The sequence below is a fragment of the Belliella pelovolcani genome, from assembly GCF_900156785.1.
In the GTDB taxonomy this organism is placed as follows: Bacteria; Bacteroidota; Bacteroidia; order Cytophagales; family Cyclobacteriaceae; genus Belliella; species Belliella pelovolcani.
The window spans coordinates 24,524-45,029 of sequence record NZ_FTOP01000004.1; the positions used below are offsets into that span (position 1 = coordinate 24,524).

The 20,506-nt window shown below is 37.2% G+C and carries 18 protein-coding genes; 11 read left to right on the forward strand and 7 right to left on the reverse strand.

What is annotated here, in order from left to right:
• Positions 1–2: 2 nt before the first annotated feature.
• The 3 genes from serA to BW935_RS06100 all read right to left on the reverse strand — a co-directional run bounded on the left by serA (position 3) and on the right by BW935_RS06100 (position 3,479).
• Positions 3–1,895, reverse strand: coding sequence for a phosphoglycerate dehydrogenase (gene serA / locus BW935_RS06090; RefSeq protein ID WP_076499518.1), 1,893 nt, complete (start codon positions 1,893–1,895; stop codon positions 3–5).
• 150 nt (positions 1,896–2,045) lie between these two features.
• Positions 2,046–2,555, reverse strand: a complete 510-nt coding sequence (locus BW935_RS06095; RefSeq protein WP_076499521.1) for an NUDIX hydrolase — start codon at positions 2,553–2,555, stop codon at positions 2,046–2,048.
• A 72-nt stretch (positions 2,556–2,627) separates the two neighbouring features.
• Positions 2,628–3,479: a DUF2911 domain-containing protein gene (locus tag BW935_RS06100; protein WP_076499523.1), complete on the reverse strand. Its 852-nt coding sequence runs from the start codon at positions 3,477–3,479 to the stop codon at positions 2,628–2,630.
• Between the two features lie 233 nt (positions 3,480–3,712).
• Between BW935_RS06100 and BW935_RS06105 the strand changes: the two genes are divergently transcribed.
• Positions 3,713–4,633: a 2-hydroxyacid dehydrogenase gene (locus BW935_RS06105; RefSeq protein WP_076499526.1), complete on the forward strand. Its 921-nt coding sequence runs from the start codon at positions 3,713–3,715 to the stop codon at positions 4,631–4,633.
• A gap of 12 nt (positions 4,634–4,645) precedes the next feature.
• Positions 4,646–5,488: a universal stress protein gene (locus tag BW935_RS06110; RefSeq protein ID WP_076499541.1), complete on the forward strand. Its 843-nt coding sequence runs from the start codon at positions 4,646–4,648 to the stop codon at positions 5,486–5,488.
• A gap of 148 nt (positions 5,489–5,636) precedes the next feature.
• Here BW935_RS06110 and BW935_RS06115 read toward each other — a convergent pair whose 3' ends face one another.
• The gene (locus tag BW935_RS06115) at positions 5,637–6,344 is read right to left on the reverse strand and encodes a tetratricopeptide repeat protein (RefSeq protein WP_076499544.1); all 708 of its coding nucleotides are present in this window, start codon (positions 6,342–6,344) and stop codon (positions 5,637–5,639) included.
• Between the two features lie 131 nt (positions 6,345–6,475).
• Here BW935_RS06115 and holA point away from each other — a divergent pair, with 131 nt between their 5' ends.
• From holA to trmB, 9 genes are all read left to right on the forward strand, one after another.
• Positions 6,476–7,498: a DNA polymerase III subunit delta gene (gene holA / locus BW935_RS06120; protein WP_076499547.1), complete on the forward strand. Its 1,023-nt coding sequence runs from the start codon at positions 6,476–6,478 to the stop codon at positions 7,496–7,498.
• A gap of 13 nt (positions 7,499–7,511) precedes the next feature.
• Entirely contained in the window at positions 7,512–10,502 is a 2,991-nt protein-coding gene (locus BW935_RS06125; protein WP_139325505.1) for a tetratricopeptide repeat protein, read from the forward strand.
• Positions 10,503–10,525: 23 nt separating this feature from the next.
• Entirely contained in the window at positions 10,526–12,190 is a 1,665-nt protein-coding gene (locus BW935_RS06130) for a TonB-dependent receptor (protein WP_076499550.1), read from the forward strand.
• Between the two features lie 84 nt (positions 12,191–12,274).
• Positions 12,275–13,105: an SPOR domain-containing protein gene (locus BW935_RS06135; protein WP_076499553.1), complete on the forward strand. Its 831-nt coding sequence runs from the start codon at positions 12,275–12,277 to the stop codon at positions 13,103–13,105.
• 1 nt (position 13,106) lies between these two features.
• Positions 13,107–13,799 (forward strand): MotA/TolQ/ExbB proton channel family protein, encoded by a 693-nt coding sequence (locus tag BW935_RS06140; protein ID WP_076499555.1) that lies wholly within the window; start codon positions 13,107–13,109, stop codon positions 13,797–13,799.
• A gap of 1 nt (position 13,800) precedes the next feature.
• The gene (locus BW935_RS06145) at positions 13,801–14,193 is read left to right on the forward strand and encodes an ExbD/TolR family protein (protein WP_076499557.1); all 393 of its coding nucleotides are present in this window, start codon (positions 13,801–13,803) and stop codon (positions 14,191–14,193) included.
• Positions 14,194–14,197: 4 nt separating this feature from the next.
• Complete coding sequence (locus BW935_RS06150) at positions 14,198–15,154, forward strand: energy transducer TonB (RefSeq protein ID WP_076499920.1); 957 nt, start codon at positions 14,198–14,200, stop codon at positions 15,152–15,154.
• Between the two features lie 8 nt (positions 15,155–15,162).
• Complete coding sequence (locus tag BW935_RS06155) at positions 15,163–16,446, forward strand: bifunctional folylpolyglutamate synthase/dihydrofolate synthase (protein ID WP_076499921.1); 1,284 nt, start codon at positions 15,163–15,165, stop codon at positions 16,444–16,446.
• A 2-nt stretch (positions 16,447–16,448) separates the two neighbouring features.
• The gene (gene trmB, locus BW935_RS06160) at positions 16,449–17,108 is read left to right on the forward strand and encodes a tRNA (guanosine(46)-N7)-methyltransferase TrmB (protein WP_076499559.1); all 660 of its coding nucleotides are present in this window, start codon (positions 16,449–16,451) and stop codon (positions 17,106–17,108) included.
• Here the strand turns inward: trmB and BW935_RS06165 are convergent.
• From BW935_RS06165 to BW935_RS06175, 3 genes are all read right to left on the reverse strand, one after another.
• Positions 17,095–17,562: an RES family NAD+ phosphorylase gene (locus tag BW935_RS06165; protein WP_076499561.1), complete on the reverse strand. Its 468-nt coding sequence runs from the start codon at positions 17,560–17,562 to the stop codon at positions 17,095–17,097. The two genes, trmB and BW935_RS06165, sit on opposite strands and share 14 nt — an antisense overlap.
• Entirely contained in the window at positions 17,562–17,996 is a 435-nt protein-coding gene (locus BW935_RS06170) for an antitoxin Xre/MbcA/ParS toxin-binding domain-containing protein (protein ID WP_076499564.1), read from the reverse strand. Before BW935_RS06170 ends, BW935_RS06165 begins: the two co-directional genes overlap by 1 nt.
• Before the next feature lie 90 nt (positions 17,997–18,086).
• Positions 18,087–20,495 carry a hybrid sensor histidine kinase/response regulator gene (locus tag BW935_RS06175; RefSeq protein ID WP_076499566.1) on the reverse strand — a complete coding sequence of 803 codons (2,409 nt, stop codon included), beginning with the start codon at positions 20,493–20,495 and terminating at the stop codon, positions 18,087–18,089.
• Positions 20,496–20,506: the final 11 nt, after the last annotated feature.

A 20,506-nucleotide genomic window follows, 5' to 3' on the forward strand; every position in this document is an offset into this window, starting at 1 on the left:
GATCAGTACAATACCCTAAATCTTATGGTACCAGGGATCTCTTTCATTGCATCTATGACTTCAGGAGAATATGCCTTATCAATATCTGTGATTACATATCCAATTTTTTCGTTGGTTTTGAGATACTGACCAACGATATTAATTTCATAATCTGCCAAAACTCTATTGATTTTTGCGAGGACTCCTGGTTCATTTTGATGAATATGGATCAACCTATGCGCATCTTTGAGGAAAGGGAGCTGAATATTAGGGAAATTGACAGAGTTATAAGTATTACCTGTATTGATGTACTCCATAATTTTCCCTGGGACAAATCTCGCGATATTCACTTGAGCTTCTGAGGTTGAGCCTCCTATATGTGGCGTAAGGATGACATTTTTACAGCCTATTAATTCGGAGGTAAATGGTTCAGTATTGTTTTTGGGCTCCTCAGGAAAGACGTCTACAGCAGCTCCGGCTAAGTGACCAGATTCCAGTGCATTTTTCAAAGCTTTGATATCTACTACATGACCTCTACTCAAATTAACCAAATAAGAACCTTTTTTCATTTTAGAGATTTGCTTCTCGTCAATGAGGTTTTTATTTTCCTTTCTTCCATCGACATGCAAAGATACCACGTCACAATGTGCCAAGAGTTCATCTAATGAATCAAGTTTGGTTGCGTTTCCTAATGCCAGTTTCTCAATCACATCATAGTAATAAACATCCATACCCATATTTTCAGCTAAAACAGATAGTTGAGCGCCAATATTTCCATAGCCAATGATACCCAATTTCTTACCTCTGATTTCATAACTTCCTGTAGCAGATTTGTCCCAAATCCCTTGATGCATTCCTAATGTCTTGTCATGGAAGTTTCTCATCAGAAATATAATTTCTGCGATTGCCATTTCTACTACTGACCGAGTGTTGCTGAATGGAGCGTTGAAGACTGCAATCCCTTTTTTGGTACACATATCTAGGTCTATCTGATTGGTGCCTATACAGAAAGCACCGATAGAGATTAACCTATTAGCATTTTCCAATACTTTTTTGGTCACATTTGTTTTAGATCGTATACCTAGGATGCTGACATCTTTGATTTTTTCAGCTAGTTCATCTTCAGAAAGGGCAGAGGATATCACCTCTACATTATAACCTTCTTGTTGCATCAGTTCTACTCCTATGGGGTGAACATTTTCAAGTAGCAACACATTGATTCGGCTTTTGGGGTAGGAGAATTTTTTATTCATTTTGTTTACATAAAGTATTTCATCCAAGCTTGGCGCAATATGGTCCGCTTTGGAAGTGACTTTTGGACGGGCTACATTTTCGGTGAAAGCATAGAATTTATTGGCCATGCCTGAAGCTTTGATTTCATAATCTGTATATCCATCACCAATGACATAAATATCCCCCTCTAAATTAAGGTTTTTGATGGTCTCAGGTTTGCCACCATTTTTGGATAAGATATTTTCTCTATTGAAATCTATGATTTTACCTGATTCATCATAGATAAATTCATTTGCAAACACATTGTCTGGTTTGATTCCATATTCACCTACTATTGGTGTGATAAAATCCTTAAATCCATTGGAAATAATAATGATATTTGGAGCATGCTCTTCAAGAAATTCTTTATTTCTCTGAAAAGACTTGGATACCTTCTCCTTTAATGCCTCAATCAACAAAGCAATCTGAGAGCGATTAGCTTCTAGGATCTCAAGTCTTCTTTCAAGGCTCTCACGAAAATTGAGCGAACCTTCCATTCCAAGATCAGTGATGTCTTTGATCGCTTGAAGCTTTTCTTCCCTTTTGGGATCATTTTTTAGTGAAATTTCACCAAGGACATCCAAGGCCTCTACTTGAGTAAAAGTACTATCGAAATCAATGATGAATTTTGTATTATTGGGCATTTTATGAAGGTTTATTAATGAATTACTCTCAAAATTAGGGTATTCTTAAAAAAGAAACACTTTTATTGAAAAAAATACTTATGCGAAGTTCAATACAAAATTTTCGTAATCGATTGTATCCATTATTAACCAAGAATTTTGATTAGAAAATTATCCAATTAATTTTTCTTCTGTCAATTCGTCAACCAGCCATTGAATATTCATTTCTTCATCATATTCTGCATTGAAAATAAATTTTTTATGCTCTTGGATGTATTTGTATATGAACCAGTCTGTTTTTGGAGTTGGAATTTGAAGTAATTGATTAAAATGTATCCATTCCAATTCGCCCTCTGGACTATCATTTGGCATTTGCCATTCTATATCTGCAAGATATACATAGCTGATCCAGTTGTATTTTTTGGGTGATGTCTCCGTCAGGATACCTTTGAATTCCATGTGTTGTACTTTGATGCCAGACTCTTCCCAAGTTTCTCTGATTGCAGCATTAAGTGGCGTTTCAAACGGATCCAATTTACCACCCAAAGGTGTGTATAGATTTTTATTTGGCTCTTTGTTTCTTTTGAGAAGTAGGAAATGCTCTCCACTTCTTAGTATACAAATGGTAGCTACTTTTTTGATTCCTTCTGCTACTGGTGGCTGATAGTAGGTATCTAACATGCTTAGAGAATTGGTGATTATATATTGAATATAAAGAAAAGAGCTTGAGAATATTCTCAAGCCCTGAAATTATTATTTAATTGATTTGATCAGTCGCTCATTAAGGCCAACATAATCTGGATTTTTAGCCTCCTTGGCCATATTCATTGAACTTCTAGCGCTTTCTATGGCTTCTTTTTTCATGCCAAGTGCAAGTTCAATTTTAGCTTTCAAATGTACTGTCCAATACTTTGGGTCAGAATCAACCGATTTATTGATCCACTCTAGTGCCTGCCTCATGTCTTTGTTGTTGGTGAAATAGTAATTGGCAGCTTGATAGTAAAGTCCAGGGTTTGTAGGTTGTTGATCGATTACCAATTGCTTGATTTGAGCCATGACAATCGGGTCAACGTCTGTTTCAATTCTAAAGCGCACTCGAGTTTGTTCCCATTTGATAGAAACTGTGGCGCCTGTGTCAGTCATATCTACAAAACCTACTTCCATGGTTTCATACTTTTGACCAGTTTTGCCAGGCTTCACTTTGAATCTGAGATAATCATCTTCTTGATTATAACCTACAGCTCCCCAAAGCTTGGTATTTTTGGAAAGGATGATTGTCCATTCATTACGGTCAGGAATGCTGTAAATGGCATAACTACCTGCTGGAACTTCATTGCCTTCAATTTTAACGTCTGTAGAAAAAGTGATGATGGTTGCCGCATTTGCACCAGTTCTCCACACCTGTCCAAAAGGCACCAACTCACCAAAAATTTTTCTTCCTTTGGTACTTGGCCTACTGTATTCGATTTTAACATCAGTTAATCCTATTTTTTGAGCTATTGTCGCTGCAGGACTAGCCTGAGGCATCTCAATTTGCTGAGCATGAGCTGTTAAAACAAAAAACAGACTCAATGCTAACATCAATAATTTACTTGTAAAATTCATTTTTATACTGGTTTTATGTGTTCATTTCAATAGTCTTCATCTAATCTTCATCTTTGCGTCTTTAAATTGGAATATTATTACTATTAGAAGAAAAAAAACAATAATAATAAACGAGTACTAAGATTCGGTTATAGAAGATAGAGGCTAATTTGATTAAACTTTATCACACCTACAAACGAATCTTTTTAAAAATCTGCATTAGAAATTAATTTAATTTTAGAAAATATTAACAAATGGGATTAGCGATTATTTCACCTGGAAGAGATCCAGAAGCTTGGATTGAAAATATCAAGGAGCTTGATGCTGAAATTGATATTCAAGTCTATCCCAACATAGTTAGAAAAGAAGATGTGGAAGCAGTGATGCTTTGGAATCACCCAAAAGGATTGCTGAGTGAATTTCCAAACTTAAAGCTGATCTGTTCTATGGGTGCAGGGGTTGATCATATTTTGTCTGATGATTCTATTCCTGCTCACTTACCGATAACAAGAATTATTGATGAAAGATTGACTATTTCCATGACCAACTATGTGGTGATGGGCGTACTCAACTACCACAGACAATACCTCCGCTACCAAGAACAACAAGCCAAGAAAGTGTGGGACATGTCTAGTCCTGAAATAGAAATCAACGTAGGCGTACTTGGTGTAGGGGAGTTAGGGGGAGACGTGATTGAGAAGTTGAGATTGATGAAATTTAACGTTGCGGGCTATGGCAATTCACCAAAAAAAGATCTCCAGTATCCTTATTATTATGGAGAGCAGTTAGATGAATTTCTAAGCCAAGTCAATATGATCATCTGTCTTCTACCGCTCACTCCACAAACCGAGAATTTCCTTGACAAAGACTTCTTCAATAGATGTAAGCCCGGTTCTTATATCATCAATGTGGCTAGAGGTAAGCATCTTGTAGAAGAGGATCTCCTAGAAGCAATAGAAGAAGATCAGATTTCAGGAGCTATGCTTGATGTTTTTCTTAATGAACCATTGCCAGAAGAACACCCATTCTGGATAAATGATAGAATTATGGTAACACCACACATTGCAAGTGTTACAAACCCAAGTGCAGCAGCACCACAAATTCTTAGTAATTATTATCGTTTGCTTAATCAAAAACCTCTTGTCAATGTAATTGATAGAAATAGAGGTTACTAAACCCAAATAAATATGAAGACAAGTTTCAAAATTATCTGTCCCACTGATTTTTCTGAATGTTCTTTGAATGCAATTGAATATGCAGCCAAACTAGGAGAGAAGTATGGTGCTGAGTTGTGTTTGCTTCACATTCCAGACAAAGATGATTATCAGAAGCTTTCTGCTAAAGATTTTCATTCAGGAGACCAATATTCATTTATCAAAAAGAAATTAACCAACCTTCAAACAGCTGTCAAAGATGAAAGCTTGAGCAACGGGCTTAAGTCATGTACTTCTGAGATCAGAGAAGGGAAAATAGTCGACACTATAGTGAATTTTGCTGAAGAGCTAAACGCTGATCTTATTGTTATGGGAACTGAAGGAGTCAATGACTTCAAAAAGAATTTTATTGGAACACGATCTTCGAAAGTAGTAGAAAAAGCATCAACTGATGTTCTCCTTGTTCCAAGAAAAGTATATTTCAAAGCCCCTAGAAAATTTGTCTACGCCACAGATTATATAGAAGAAGATAAAATTGCCATTCAAAAGATAGTGGAGTTAGCTGGTTTCTTTGATTCTGAAATTGATTTGGTTCACGTCAGTACCAAATCCAAATCTATTGATAAATCCCTTCACATGACTATGGTTGAAGAAATAAGACCATTTGTAAAATATGAAAAGGCTAACTATGTGTTAAAGTCGTACAGAGACGAACCTGGGTTAGGTTTGGAAAATTATCTGATTACAGCCAAAGGGGATGTGCTTGTTACTTTAAGCAAAAAGAAGAGCTGGTTTGACCAACTCTTCTCTCAAAACCTCTCCAGGAAAATGTCTTACTTTATCAATAAGCCATTGTTTGTGATCAAAAAGCTTTAGCTTTTATGTGTATCCGCATTCTCACCTGTAACCATATTATATTACGAATACACCTTAAATTCAGCTATTGTCGACCGTCGTTGGGAGATGATTATCCGCTAGATCCTTTCGTTTTATTGAATCACTGGTGTCATTGCGGATAATCTTATTAGCTTTTCTTTGATTTCAAAACTGAACTGATAAAATCTATAAATTCATTCCATGTGGATTTATCAGTAAATATTTTCTTGAAGGTATCCATGTAAGAATTCAAGGAAACAGACTTGGCAGGATTCTCTTGTTTCGGCATGGAGAATGCTGCCTTTTTCTTAGTTTGGTCATCATTGCTAGGTTTTACATTTTCCTTTGGTTTGTAACCTACTAGGTCATCGGCTTTTTTAAACGAGCGCTGAGCCATTTCTTTGTAGCCTAATTTTTCCTCAACCAAACCTCTGTTATTGTATGCTACGGCATCTTCTGGATCCAATTCTATGGCTTTGGTATAGTCATCGATAGCACCTTGCAAATCACCAATTCTGTCTTTGAAATATGCGCGACTTGAATACCGATAAGGGTTTCCTGGTTCTAAATTTAAAGCCCTGTCAAACTCAATAGCCGCTTCTTCATTTTGCTGCATCAAATGTAGCACTACTGCTCTATCACTGATGTAGCTAGGATTATAAGGCTCGAGGGAGGTGAGGTAATCAAAATCTTCTAAAGCTCGATCAAATTTTCCAAGTCTTGTAAAAACCCTTGCTCTGAAAAAATAATATTCAGCATTACTATTGTCTACACTAATACAAGAGTCTATGCTTATCAATGCTTCTTCAAATTTACCTTCTTTAAAATACGCTACGCTTTGCTCAAAACTTGCCACAATCTTTTAATTTTTGTTCCTTATAAATACAAAAGTAAAGCCTATAAAGTTTAGAAGAAATTAAGATTAGAAAGATTGATGCACTTTTTAAAAAGTGAATTCTTTCTATCTTTGAATTGAAAAATTTGACCATGCCAAGTAAAGCGGAAGACATCATCAAAGACCTCCATGCTGGGAAATATGCCCCAGTTTATTTTTTACAAGGGGAAGAACCCTATTTCATAGATGTAATTAGTGATTTTATTGAAAAAAATGCCATTCCTGAACATGAAAAAGGTTTCAATCAAACCATCATGTATGGTAAAGATGCACCTATGAATGCCATCATGAGCAATGCCAGAAGATTCCCAATGATGGCCGAAAGGCAGGTCGTGATTGTAAAGGAAGCGCAAAATATTCCTGGCCTTGGTAAGGAAGAAGTTGACACTTTATTGCTCAATTACCTTCAAAATCCTCTCCCGAGTACCATTCTAGTCTTTGCGCATAAATATAAAGTATTGGATGGAAGGAAAGCTTTGGCAAAGGAGCTAGATAAAAAGGCCATTCTTGTCAAATCTGACAAAGTCCCTGATTATAAAATGGCAGAGTGGGTTACCAGTTATATCAATTCCAAAGGCCATAAAATCGACAATAGAACAGCAGCTGTATTAGCTGAAAGTATTGGTAATAACCTAGAGGTAATGACCAATGAAATCGGAAAAATGCTTATCAATTTTACCGAGCCAACTCAAATTGATGCCAACCATATTCACCGATTCATAGGAATCAATAAGGATTATAATAATTTTGAATTGACCAAAGCCGTAGGTGTCAAAGATGTGATCAAGGCTAATAAAATCATCCATTATTTTGGACAAAATCCTAAGGGTCATCCTTTGATTCCATTGATTGCCTTGCTATTCAATTACTTTCAAAAAATAGCTATCACCCATGAACTGAAAGGAGCTTCTGATCAGGACTTGGCAAGAACGATTGGAGTTAATCCTTATTTTGTAAAAGAGTATCGCATAGCTGCAAAGAATTATAATTTGGGCAAGGTTATTGATTCGTTTTCGTATCTAAAAGAAGCAGATCTACGTTCTAAAGGCGTCAACGCAAATGGAATGGACGAGTCCCAAGTTCTTAAGGAGTTGATATTTAAAATTATGCATTAATCCAGCATATCACATGATAAAAAAATCACTTGCAATTTTTGGGCTTTTGGCTATCAGCCAATTGGCCAATGCGCAGTCAAGTTTGTATCAAAATAGTTCTCAAAAAATCCTCGATGATCATTTTGAACTTTATGACAAACAACTTTTTAGTGCTTCAAAGTATGAATTTGAAGCCCTGAAAGATATCAAGTTCACCAATGGAGAAGAAGCCTATGTAGACTTTTATCATGCCATATCAGCGCTTAAAATAGAAAACCCAGCAGCATCTGACTTAGTGTATGCGTTTATTAGAAATCATCCTGAACATCCCAAAGTCAATGAAGCAGCCCATATTTTGGGTAATTTTTTCTTTGAAAGAAGAAACTATAGAGAGGCTATCCCAGCTTATCAAAAAGTAGATGTAAATAAGATTTGGCCTGACCAACGAGGAGAGGTGTTGTTCAAAATGGGGTATGCACAGTTCCAGCTAGAAGATTTTACCAATGCTTTAGCCAATTTCAATCTAGTAAAAAGGGAAAGAACAGCATATACACCAGATGCTCAGTATTATGCTGGCTTTATCCATATGGAAAACCGACGTTTTGATCAGGCCATCACAGAATTTAAAGAAGCAGAAAAGTCCAGTTTCTATGCAGGTAAAATCCCCTATATGATAGCAGGGATCTATTATAGACAAGGCCTTTATGATGAATTGATCGCTTATGCTGAGCCTGTGATTGGTGCAAGAAGAAACCTTGACAGGAAAGAAGAAATTCATTTGTACTTAGCAGAAGCATATTTTGAAAAAAGGAATTTTACAAAAGCTGCTCAGAATTATGATGAGTTTATCAATTCCAGAAAGGGGACATTGGAAAGACCTCAAATATACAGAGCGGGCGTCGCGCAATATGAAATTCAAAATTATCAAAGAGCTACAGATTATTTCAAAGTCTCAGCTGTAGAGAATGACAAAATTGGACAAGTCTCCAGCTATTATTTGGGACACGCTTATCTTAAACTTAACAACCCTCAATTTGCAGCCACCAGCTTCAATGCAGCGTATAAAAGCGACGCTGATCCTAATATCAAAGAGGAAGCTTTGATCAACTATGCCAAAGTCAGTTTGGAGCGTGGAAGTTTTCAGGATGCCGTAAATGGTCTTGATACTTATTTGGATAATTATCCAAGAGGTAAGTATGCAAAAGAAGCTGAAGATCTCCTTGCTGACGCATTGATCAATACCAACAATTACCTCAGGGCTATAGAACAAATTGAGCGGATGCCAAATCGCTCTTCTAGAATCAATGCAGCCTACCAAAAAGTATCCTTTTTCCAAGGTATTGTCTATTACAGGGATAAAAGATATGATCTGGCCACCACTTATTTTGATAAGGCCATCAATACTCCTGTAGATAAGGACTTGGTCAATCAAGCATATTTTTGGAAAGCGGAGAATTTTGCTGCTAATAACAATATCAATGATGCCATCAAGTCTTATGAAAGGCTACAAGCCCTTAGACCAAGAGCCAATGATCCATATTTGATCAAATCTCATTATGGACTAGGATATGCTTACTTCAACACACAACAGTATCCAAAAGCAGAAGGACAATTTAAACTGTACGTAGAAAAACTTCAGCGCGCTGAGGACAAGGAATATTATGATGATGCCTTGGTTCGCTTAGGAGATACGTATTATGTACAGAAAAAATTCTCAGAAGCATTGAATACTTTCCAAAGGGCAGTCAGAGAAGGTAGTGCTTATACTGATTATGCACACTTCAGATCTGGTGTAGTTCATAATTTTCAAAACAATAACCCAGAGGCAATCAATCAGTTAAATAGAGTTATTGATAATTTCACTTCAAGTTTGTATTTGGAAGATGCCATCTATAAAAAAGCGGAAATCAATATGGAAATGACTAGGTATTCCGATGCAAAAAGTGGTTTTACAAGATTGATCACCACGAGACCGAATAGTCAATTTATTCCTTATGCACTTGAAGGCAGAGCAATTGCCAATTATTCTTTGCAGCAATACAACGAAACGATTGAAGATTATAAGCGGATTTTAGAAAATCATCCTAATGCTTCTAATGCGGAAGCGGCCCTTGTCGGATTACAAGAAGCCTTAGCTTTGCAAAACAGGTCTGCTGAATTTTCGCAATACCTATCAAGGTACAGAAACGCTAATCCAGACAATCAAAGTCTCCAAAACTTGGAGTTTGAGGCAGCAAAAAGTCTCTACTTCTCAAACTCCAATCAGCAAGCGATAAAAGCTTTTGAAGATTATTTGAGAAACTACCCTCAAGCAGGCAAAAAAGCGGAGGCTATCAATTTCATGGCAGAATCATATTACAAACTCAATAATAAAACTGAGGCATTGAAATTCTTCTATCAAATAGATGCGATGAAAGAGTCTCCACAGCGGCTGAGAGCTGTACAGAGAATTGCTTCCATTGAGCTAGAAAATAAAAATTACGCCAAGGCGATGCCTTATTTAAGAGAGTCTGGTAAAAATGCCAGAAATAAACTCGAAGAATATGAAGCTTTCAAAGGTTTGATGGATGCACATTACTTTAGCAATGCATTTGACTCGGCAATATTTTATGCTGACAGGGTTATCAATCTTGGTAACGTGATGGCTGATGCCATACCTGTAGCCATGCTACTAAAAGCCAAAGCTCAGTTTAGAAGAGGAAATGCAAATGCTGCGGAAGAAACTTTGATGGATTTAATCAATGATTATAAAACCGTACATGGAGCTGAGGGATTATTTCTCTTAGCTGAGAGTTATTCAAAAAGAGGTAATTATACGCAGTCAAATGATGCGATTTTCGATTTCTCTGCGCCTTTCTCTTCACATGCATATTGGTATGGAAAGTGCTTTATCCAACTCGCTGATAATTTCCTTTCCTTAGGAGAAACCTTCCAAGCTAAAGCCACATTGGAGTCGGTAGTAGAGCAGTCCAAGGATGAAGAGATTCGTAGAACTGCCCAGCAAAAATTGAGTCAATTGAAATAATCACCTGAGAAGAAAAGACCTATATGAATAAGCAATTGATAATCAAATACACCTTGCTTTTAAGCTTTTCAGGGCTGACCATGCAATCATGGGCACAGCAAAGGGGAGAGGTTCAAGATCAAGAATTTATCATTCGAAAAGATAGGGTTCTCACCCTACCTACGCAACCGAGGAATTTTGAGAGAATTCCAGTGCTACCCACGCCAAAAAGTAACCTGAATTTCAATTATAAGGTTGAACCTTTCTTTCTATCACTTCCCCCGCTAGAAATCAAACCAGAAGCTGCTCAAAAAAGCTTTCCAAGAAATCTGGAAGAACTTTATCCAGGTTTTGCAAAACTAGGTTTTGGGAATTATACCTCGCCACTTGTAGAATTGAGGTATAATAATTGGGAAGATGGGGATTATAACTTTGGTGTTAAAGTCAAACATGAAGGGTTCTATACAGGACCAGTTGGAGGGGCTAATTCTGCTGAAAATCATACCAGTGTTGGGTTGAATGGAACGCTTTTTAGAGACTATTTTGAGCTTTACGGAAAAGTTAACTATGATCGGGACGCTTACAATTTCTATGGATATGATCCTGATAATGAGTTATTAGCTGATTTCATCACACCTGAGAATATTTTCAATACTTTCAAAGTCAAAGCAGGTATTAGCAACTTGGAAAAAATGTCTGAGTTGAATTATGATGCTAATATTGGTGTGAGATTGTTCAACGACAGCTTTGCGGCTGTTGAAAATGAATTTCTAATCAATGGTAAAGCCGACTTTTGGTTTTCTGAATATATGAAGACAGAAGTCAATGGCAATCTTTCGTTGACAAGACCTGCAGATGAACTATACAGAGATATCAATAGGAATTATTTTAAGATCCAGCCTAATGTAGTGTACAGAAAAGGAGGATTACATCTAAGTGCTGGAGCCAATATCATCTTTGAAAATGATATTACGGCAAATAAGAAGTCAGATTTTCATGTCTATCCAGCAATCAATGCCTCGTACATGATTCAAGATGGATTTGGTGTATATGCAGGCTATGAAGGAGATGTTTTGAGGAAAACCTACTATGACTTTGTGATGGAAAATCCATTTTTGGGTCCAAGTGAACAATTACTCAACACCACTCAAAATATCCTAGCAAAAGCAGGAGTCAAAGGTGTAATCAATGGAGAGTTCAGTTACGAAGCAGGAGTAGCTGTAGGGCAATTTGCCAATATGCACTTCTTCACTAGTGATCCTGTAGATACATTGAAGTTTAATTTGGTTTATGACTCTGATACTCGTTTAATTAATTACAATGCCAAAGTCAATTGGGAATACCAAGATTGGTATAAGCTGACAGGTGCAGTCAACTATTACCAATATACACTCACAGACCTTCAGGCAGCATTTCATAGACCAGAATGGGAATTTACCTTGGGAAATACCTTCAAACCAACGGAAAAACTCCTCATCCATGCAAATGCAAATTTAATGGGGGGGATAGTAGCCTTTAATCCTGGTATTGAAGGGACCACAGTACTACCTGCCATCCTAGATTTACACATCAAAGCGGATTATAAAATCACTGATCGATTCTCCATATTTGCCGTAGGAAATAACTTACTCAATCAGCGAAATCAGAGATTCTTAAACTATCCAGTTAGAGGAATTCAGGGAATTGGAGGATTGACAGTCAAGTTTTAAATAATAATGGGACAACCCAAACCATATAATTTGCGAATTGATGCAATTGTCTTAGTTTCGTAGGTTAATCCAGAAGAAAAATCAATGGCCAACAAGGAAAATAAAAAGCTTACTGAAGATCAAGACAAAGACTTTGGTTTCCCTTTCGTGGACGTAGTTCCTTTGGAAGTACAGGCATTAAATGAAAACGATTCTGAAAAAATAGAAGAAACCGAAGAAGCTCCTATCATTGGGGAAGTTGAACCAGTTCTCGAAGAAGAAATCAAGGCTGATATCACCGAAAGCTCAGAGCAATCACAAGAAAGTAAGGGAACGGGCACTTCAACCAAACCTATCGAGATCAAAAGACAAGATCGGACAATTGCCACGAAAGAGAGAAAGAGCAGTAACAAAACTCCAATTTTCTTATCATTGACGCTTTTGGTTTTGATCGTACTTGGAGCAATGGCTTATTTCTTGTACTATTTGCCAGAGTATGGAAATCCAAATGATGCTCAGATAGCTGAGGAAGTTACTACACCAGCAATACCCGAAGAATCTCTCACGTCTATTGCTGTGGAGCCTGATCTTGATGATGTGGTAGTGAGTGAAGGAATTGAAGAAGAGCGTACTTCAGATGTAATAGCCGCTGATGTAGCGCAAAATCAAGCACCAACATTAACATTGATTCAGAGTAGGGCGGGAAGCCCTAGATACTTTATCATCGTTGGTAGCGTTGTGAATGAAAATTTTGCCAGAAGAGAAGCAGAAAAGTACCTCAGTGATGGCTATGATACTTGGATTGTGTTCCCTTATGGTGATATCAGAAATTTCAGAATAGCCATTGGGCAATTTGAAAGTTTGGAAGCGGCCACTCCTGATTGGGAAGCAGCTAAGAAAGTTTATGGAAACGAAATTTGGATTTTGAAATATTAATATGATGTTATTACAAACCCTCTCTACTGACGGTAATATGATGGTAGATAGCTTGGCAATCATGGAGCCAGGCAAAGGAGATATAGGTCTTCTAGATTTGATGATCAAAGGTGGCTACATGATGATTCCGCTTTATGCGCTATTTGTCCTAGCGATTTTCATCTTTGTTGAGCGAATCATCACGCTTAGAAAAGCCGCCAAATCCCCAAAGCATCTTATGGATCAAATTAAAATATTGGTCCAAGGGGGACAAGTAGAAAAAGCAAAAATCCTATGCGCACAAGAAAATACACCAGTGGCCAATATGATTTCAAAAGGACTGGAAAGAATAGGTAGTCCTTTAAAAAACATAGAGGTTGCCATCGAAAATGTTGGTAAAATTGAAATCTACAAGCTAGAAAAAAATCTAAATCTACTTGCAACTGTTTCAGGAGCAGCACCGATGATCGGTTTTTTGGGTACAGTAGCAGGTATGATTAGGGCATTTATTGGGGTAGCTCAGGAAGAAGGTATGGTTTCTCCCAAGTTGCTATCTACTGGGATTTATGAAGCCATGATTACGACAGCTACTGGCTTAGTGGTAGGTATCATTGCTTATCTGGGTTACAATTATTTGGTGACTCAAGTATCCAAATTGGTACACAATATGGAATATACTTCCATAGAGTTTATGGACATTCTACAAGAGAAATAAAATGGCCTTACAATCAAAACATAAAGTCGAATCAGCATTCAGTATGTCATCGATGACAGATATTATCTTTCTGTTGTTGATCTTTTTTATGTTGACTTCTTCCTTTATTACCCCATCTGGGCTTCCTGTGAATTTGCCTTCTAGTGAGGCATCAGATATAGTCATGCAAGAAGTGACAGTCACAGTGACCAAAGATCTACGATTTTCTGTAAATGACAGGGTGGTGGATAGAGAAGCCATCAAGGGAGAATTGACTACTTTATTACAAGATAAGAAGGGACAGGTCGTTCTACATATAGACAAAGAGGTACCTGTTGAATATTTGGTAGAAATCGGTGGAATTGCTGCTGGCTTAGAAGCCAATGTATCCATCGCAACCAAACCATATAAATAAGCAAATGGAAATCTGGCAAAGCGATAGAGAAGAAGCTGCTAACAAACGAAAAGCAGGAATTATCACATTGATCATCAATGTGCTGGTGTTGCTTTTTGTCTATTTTATGGTTGTCTGGAAACAACCGATCCCACCATTACCTCAGTATGGTTTGGAATTAAACTTAGGTTTTTCAGATTTTGGAAGTGGTAATACTCAGACACTTTCAGCGCCCAATGATATCCAATCTGAGGTCACAACACCCGCTGCACCAGGAGAAATTGCTACAAAGCCAACTGAAGCAGCAACTTCAGCATCTCAACCCGCTTCTCAAGCAAGGCCAGCTTCAACACCCACTAAATCCAGCCTAGAAGCAGTTTCCAAAACACCAAGCACGATTAAAGGTGCAGAGAAAACTACACCTGTGGTAAAAGAAGCGGTACCAGAAAAGAAGGCAACCACACCTGTCACAGAGCCAGCAAAAGCAGAAGCAGAAAAAACCACTCCTAAAGTAGAAGAAAAGCCCAAAGTGGATCAAAGAGCCCTAATGGGAGCAGGTGGTACATCTGGAACGGGTACTCAAGCAGCAACTGGAAGTGCTCAAGGCTCTTCTACGCAAAAAGGTGATGAAGGAAAACCTACAGGTACAGTGGACGGAAGAGCACTTATGGGTTCAGGTACGGGTCAAGGTGTTGCAGGACCAGGTTCAGGGTATAATTTAGAATTAGCTGGATGGGATTTTGCTACAAGACCAAATATTCGAGATAATATTTCAACCAGAAATGGTCGTATTGTTTTTAAAATTACTGTAGATGATAGTGGTCGAGTAGTTCAAGCAATGCCTTTAGAGTACAATGTTTCTAATGAAGTATTAGCTTACTACAGAACAGTGGTCAATCAAATTTCTTTTAAAAGGCAAAGTGGCAATCCAACAGCAGATTATTCCACTGGAAAAATCACTTTCATCATCAAGGTAGATTGATTCAAATGATGAATTATGAACAGACATTGGACTACTTGTTCAATGCACTTCCTATGTTTCAGCGAGTTGGTGCATCAGCTTTTAAGAAGGATCTGAGTAATACCATTGCCCTATGTAATCACCTCGAAAATCCACAACACCAATTTAAAACCATCCATGTAGCTGGTACAAATGGAAAGGGGAGTTCTTCTCACGCAATTTGTTCCGTATTGATGGAGGCTGGATATAAGGTGGGACTTTATACCTCTCCACATTTAAAATCCTTTACAGAGCGAATCAAAATCAATGGTCAGGAAATAGCTGAGAAGGATGTAATAGCATTTGTTGCAGAAAATAAGGCATTTTTAGATGAAGTAAAGCCTAGTTTTTTTGAGATGACTGTCGGTATGGCCTTTTGGTACTTTGCCAAAGAGGAGGTAGATATTGCAGTCATAGAAGTAGGTATGGGTGGGAGATTGGATAGTACCAATGTGATACAGCCAGAAGTTTGCTTGATAACCAATATCGGTTATGATCATATGCAGTTTTTGGGAGATACATTGGAAGCTATAGCAGGAGAGAAGGCTGGAATTATCAAGGAAAATACTCCAGTTGTAATTAGTCAAAGACAAAGAGAAACCACCGCTGTATTTCAGGCAATAGCTGCTAAGAAAAATGCTCCAATCTATTTTGCTGAAGATTTTATTCAAATTGAAAAAGCTGCATCTCACAATTCGGGAAGTTACCAAATAAGAATTTCTGATCAACAATTCCCAATAAACCTAGACTTGAAAGGAAATTACCAACAGCAAAATCTCGCTGGAATCATACAGACCATTGAAGTGCTGAGAAATCTTGGATATGTAATACCACAAGAGGAATTAGAAAATGGTCTCCGTAAGATTGTAAAAAATACTGGACTGAAGGGCAGGTGGCAAGAGCTAGGTCTGCAGCCAAGAATTATATGTGATACTGGCCATAACCAAGATGGGATTTCTCAGATCTTGAATCAACTCAACGAATATACTTATAACAAACTTTGGATGATACTTGGTATGGTCAACGACAAGGATTTGGATAAGGTCTTAGCTATGTTGCCTAAAGAAGCAGCATATATTTTCGTTGAAGCTAAAATACCAAGGGCACTATCAGCAACAGCATTGGCCAATCAAGCGGAAAAGTATCAGTTAAAAGGGCTTGTCATTGCTGATGTCAACGATGGCTTAGCATATGCTAAGAAAAATGCTGCAAAAGATGACCTAATTTTTATTGGGGGTAGTACCTTTGTGGTCGCTGAAATAAACGACTTATAAGCATGGGTAGGAATAAACTCCAGAGATTCAAAGAAAACGAAGAGAATAGAAATGTAATACAGGCTGGCAAGCCAACTTTTGAAACAATCAAAGGCAACTGGAACAAGGTACAATTCGAAAATGATCAGCCCATAGTTGTGGAATTGGCTTGTGGAAGGGGCGAGTTTACTGTAGGTTTGGCAAGAGAGTATCCAGCTCAGAATTTCATTGGTGTTGATATCAAAGGCTCTAGGATTTGGAAAGGTTCTACTATAGCCATACAAGAAGGCTTACAAAATGTTGCATTTTTAAGGACACAAATACAGCAGCTGAGTGATTTTTTCTCGGTTGAGGAAATATCAGAGCTTTGGATCACTTTTCCAGACCCATTTCCAAGAGATGGGGATGAAAAGCGAAGATTGACCAGTCCTAAGTTCTTGGAAATGTATAAGCCTCTATTGAAGTCAAGTGGGGTAATCCACTTTAAAACTGACAATACAGGACTCTTTGACTACACACTAGAGTTGCTTCAATCTCGAAATGATATTGAGATTTTGGCTCATACGCATGATTTTTATCAATCAGAATATAAAGATGACCATCATGGTATCCAAACAAGATACGAGAAGATCTTTTCTGATAAAGGCGAAAAAATCAAGTATTTGAAATTTAAGTTTGTATAGGTCTTCGATAAACCCTTGGATCAAAAATAAACGGATCAGAGCTTAAAAGCTTGAGTTGATCAAAATTTTTGGACGCTGGGTTGATTAAATAATTGTAACTTGAATGAACTATTGCACTGGGGACTCCCAGTGCTATTGTTTTTGAGTCATTAAAATAATTTTCAGCAATTCTAGCCAGTCTCTTGCGATATGGATATTTATACCAGTTTTCTGGAAGGTCACCGAGGTCAATTTTGGCTATATGCTGGTCAGGTAAATGAATTGTCATTAGGTTCATCGCTGGTTGGAGCATTGGAGGCAGATTGACTATCACTTCCAACAAAGCAAGTGCTGTAGATTCACTGGTGTAAATCATTGCTCTTCCTTTATTATTCCATCTACCTCCCGCATTAGCTGCGCCTACTCCTGATAGATCCTGAGCAAATTTCCTATTACTAAGCCTATATACGAGCATCAGCTATAAACACCATATTCAATCCTGCTCAATAGATCTCTCACCTTAGATATACCTTCTGGATAAGTGATGACTTCCATAGGCGTAAGTCCACCTAGTGCAGTATTGGGTAGATCTAACCACATGAAAAAATTATCCCTAGACTCTAACACATCTTCTCCATACAAAAATAAATCCGTCACTTCCAATAGCTTCACCGCATCAGAAATATTCAATAATGCATTGGACTTGATCTTTCTGTATAGGGTAGGCTCTGAGGTACCTAGAATAGCAGCTATCTGCGTAACAGAAAGGTCATAATGATCTCTAAAATTGGTTATTGTGTAAGCTTTCATTCCTTCAGAAGCTAATGAAATGTATTCCAATGCGCTATCACTATCGGTAGTGACATAAGGAAAACCTAGGATATCTGATATGGAATCGTATTTTTTCATTTAATAATTTATTTTATCAAATTTAATAAACTTTACTCATATTAAAAAGGATTTCCTTAATTTTCATACTTACCATTTCCTGGACAAAACTCAAAGTACGCCGGACAGGTCTACTTTTGCTAAATAGAAAGCATGTTGGATTTTAGTGTAAAGTTCGTCTTTATCTACAGGTTTGGTCATGTAGTCATCCATACCTACTGCTTTTACCTTAGATTTTGCTTTATCTGTTGCATCGGCAGTCACAGCGATGATGGGGATATTTTGATATTTGGATCCTGCCTCTCCTTTGCGAATGGCCTCGGTCGCTTCGTAACCATCCATTTCAGGCATTTGTAAATCCATCAAAATAAGATCAAAATGGCTAGCTTTCAACTTATCTAAAGCCTCAAGCCCATGATTAGCAATATCAAAGCTAGTGTTTTTCCATTTCCTCAGGATTGATTTCATTACCATTTGATTGACAGGATTGTCCTCTACGATTAAAATATGCTTTCCTTCCAAATCATACACACCGTTGACTATTGGAGAGACTGAAAGCTTTTGTTCACGAGTAGGCACTTTGAAATTAAGATGGATCTGAACTTTGGTACCTTTGCCTTGTTCGCTGGAGATATCTATTTTTCCTTGATAAAGCTCTACAAGTGCTTTTACTATACACAATCCCAATCCAAATCCCCCAAACTTCCTTTTGTCGTCAATCTGCTCCTGTATAAATGACTCGTAGATTCTATTCAATTTAGCCTGATCGATTCCTACACCAGTATCTTGAATTGTAATGCTAAGGTCTACTGTATTGTCATTTTTCATGATTGAATTGATGCTGAGCTTTACTTCTCCATCTTGAGTGAATTTTACTGCATTATTCAAGACATTGAGAATGATTTGCCTAATTCTAGCCTTATCCCCAAGGATATATTTTGGAAGTTGATTGATTTCCTCGTAAATGAATTTCAGATTTTTATTCTTTACTTGATTTTCTGTAATGGTTCTCAATTCTTGAATGACCTTACTTATTTCAAGCTGTCTTTCTTCTAGCTTGAGTTCCTTTTTCTCAATTTTAGAATAATCCAGAATGTCATCTATGGCTGATAAAAGACCAAGGGAAGAGTACTGAATGACCTCTAAGTCAGATTTTATTTTTTGGTCTTCCGTAGAATCTTGAATAGATTTTGAAAGTCCAATTACGGCATTTAGCGGCGTACGCAATTCATGGCTGATATTGGAGAGGAAAAAAGACTTGATTTCGTTGGACTCTTGGGATCTTTGGAGAGCTATTTCCTGCATCTTTTCCTTTTCTGATTTCAGTATTCTAATTCTATTCGCCATGGATAGTGAAAGGAAGATGATTTCTAAACCAGTACCAAATTTTGATGCATTTTCTGTGAGGAATGAATTTGGAATGACACTGAAATTATTTAAGATAAAAACTAGAAATCCTGCAAAAAAGAAGAAAAGACCTATCCTAAAAAATATATCAGGAGCAGCTTGCTTTCTGATAGAAGTCACCAATGTTCCTATGATCAGGAATAATAAGAGAATGCCAAATAAATTCACAAAAGGATAATAAAACTCTTGACCTGCTCTAATAAAGAATATTGCACCGACCAGAGTTAATACACATATATGAAGTGAATTGTACGCTTTTTCCAATAGGGGACTAAAGCTTTTTACTTTCATGTAAATTTGCACATACCTGCCAAAAGCCAAAGTAGAAAAAGCCGCTGCAATCAATACAGCCTGTCTAGATAGCCACCCTGCATCGGGAGTGAAGTATTGAAAGAAATAACCATCTAAAGAAAGATGAAGCAGTGCAATCGATAATACATAGATGAAGTACAATAGAAAACTCTTCTCTTTGATTCCAAAATAAAAAAACAAATAAATGGTACCTGCCAATAACAAGATCCCATAAAACAAACCAAATACAAGTTGTTCTTTATAAGAGCTAAGAATCAAAGAATTAGCACTGTGAAGATCAAGAGGAAGATTGATTACCTCCCCATCACTCTGATATTGCACATAAAAATCATATGTCTGATTAGCTTCAAGTTCTATTGGAAAAATCATCTTCCTGTGCGATAGGGGCTTATCACTGAATGGCAACAAATCACCTGTAATTTGGCTTGTGATTGTTCCTGCTTCATTCACTTGATATAATTCAATAATATCAGTGATCGGCCTGCCAGTTTCAAAAAATAAACTTAGAGGTTTATCTGATGTATTTGCTAATTTAAATCTTAACCAATAATTGTCTTTCGTAAAACCCAAATTGGTATTGGAGCCAGCTATCGCTTCAAAATCAAAAGTATCCTGTTTTTCTAGAAAATCTTCAATTTTTAAAATAGCTGCGCCAACGTTGGTGATTTCAGCTGATTGATAAATCGTTTTTGGACTTAGAAAACTATCCTGATCAATCAAAAATTGGCCTTTTATTTCTAAATTCCCAAAAAGAAAGTAAATGGGAAGTATGAATCCGTAAATCAGTTGTAACTTTTTCATTATTTAGTATT

Coding starts and splice junctions, on each gene's coding strand:
- serA (WP_076499518.1), bottom strand. CDS start 1,895: ATGCCCAATAATACAAAATTCATCATTGATTTCGATAGTACTTTTACT.
- BW935_RS06095 (WP_076499521.1), bottom strand. CDS start 2,555: ATGTTAGATACCTACTATCAGCCACCAGTAGCAGAAGGAATCAAAAAA.
- BW935_RS06100 (WP_076499523.1), bottom strand. CDS start 3,479: ATGAATTTTACAAGTAAATTATTGATGTTAGCATTGAGTCTGTTTTTT.
- BW935_RS06105 (WP_076499526.1), top strand. CDS start 3,713: ATGGGATTAGCGATTATTTCACCTGGAAGAGATCCAGAAGCTTGGATT.
- BW935_RS06110 (WP_076499541.1), top strand. CDS start 4,646: ATGAAGACAAGTTTCAAAATTATCTGTCCCACTGATTTTTCTGAATGT.
- holA (WP_076499547.1), top strand. CDS start 6,476: ATGCCAAGTAAAGCGGAAGACATCATCAAAGACCTCCATGCTGGGAAA.
- BW935_RS06125 (WP_139325505.1), top strand. CDS start 7,512: ATGATAAAAAAATCACTTGCAATTTTTGGGCTTTTGGCTATCAGCCAA.
- BW935_RS06130 (WP_076499550.1), top strand. CDS start 10,526: ATGAATAAGCAATTGATAATCAAATACACCTTGCTTTTAAGCTTTTCA.
- BW935_RS06135 (WP_076499553.1), top strand. CDS start 12,275: ATGGCCAACAAGGAAAATAAAAAGCTTACTGAAGATCAAGACAAAGAC.
- BW935_RS06140 (WP_076499555.1), top strand. CDS start 13,107: ATGATGTTATTACAAACCCTCTCTACTGACGGTAATATGATGGTAGAT.
- BW935_RS06145 (WP_076499557.1), top strand. CDS start 13,801: ATGGCCTTACAATCAAAACATAAAGTCGAATCAGCATTCAGTATGTCA.
- BW935_RS06150 (WP_076499920.1), top strand. CDS start 14,198: ATGGAAATCTGGCAAAGCGATAGAGAAGAAGCTGCTAACAAACGAAAA.
- BW935_RS06155 (WP_076499921.1), top strand. CDS start 15,163: ATGAATTATGAACAGACATTGGACTACTTGTTCAATGCACTTCCTATG.
- trmB (WP_076499559.1), top strand. CDS start 16,449: ATGGGTAGGAATAAACTCCAGAGATTCAAAGAAAACGAAGAGAATAGA.
- BW935_RS06165 (WP_076499561.1), bottom strand. CDS start 17,562: ATGCTCGTATATAGGCTTAGTAATAGGAAATTTGCTCAGGATCTATCA.
- BW935_RS06170 (WP_076499564.1), bottom strand. CDS start 17,996: ATGAAAAAATACGATTCCATATCAGATATCCTAGGTTTTCCTTATGTC.
- BW935_RS06175 (WP_076499566.1), bottom strand. CDS start 20,495: ATGAAAAAGTTACAACTGATTTACGGATTCATACTTCCCATTTACTTT.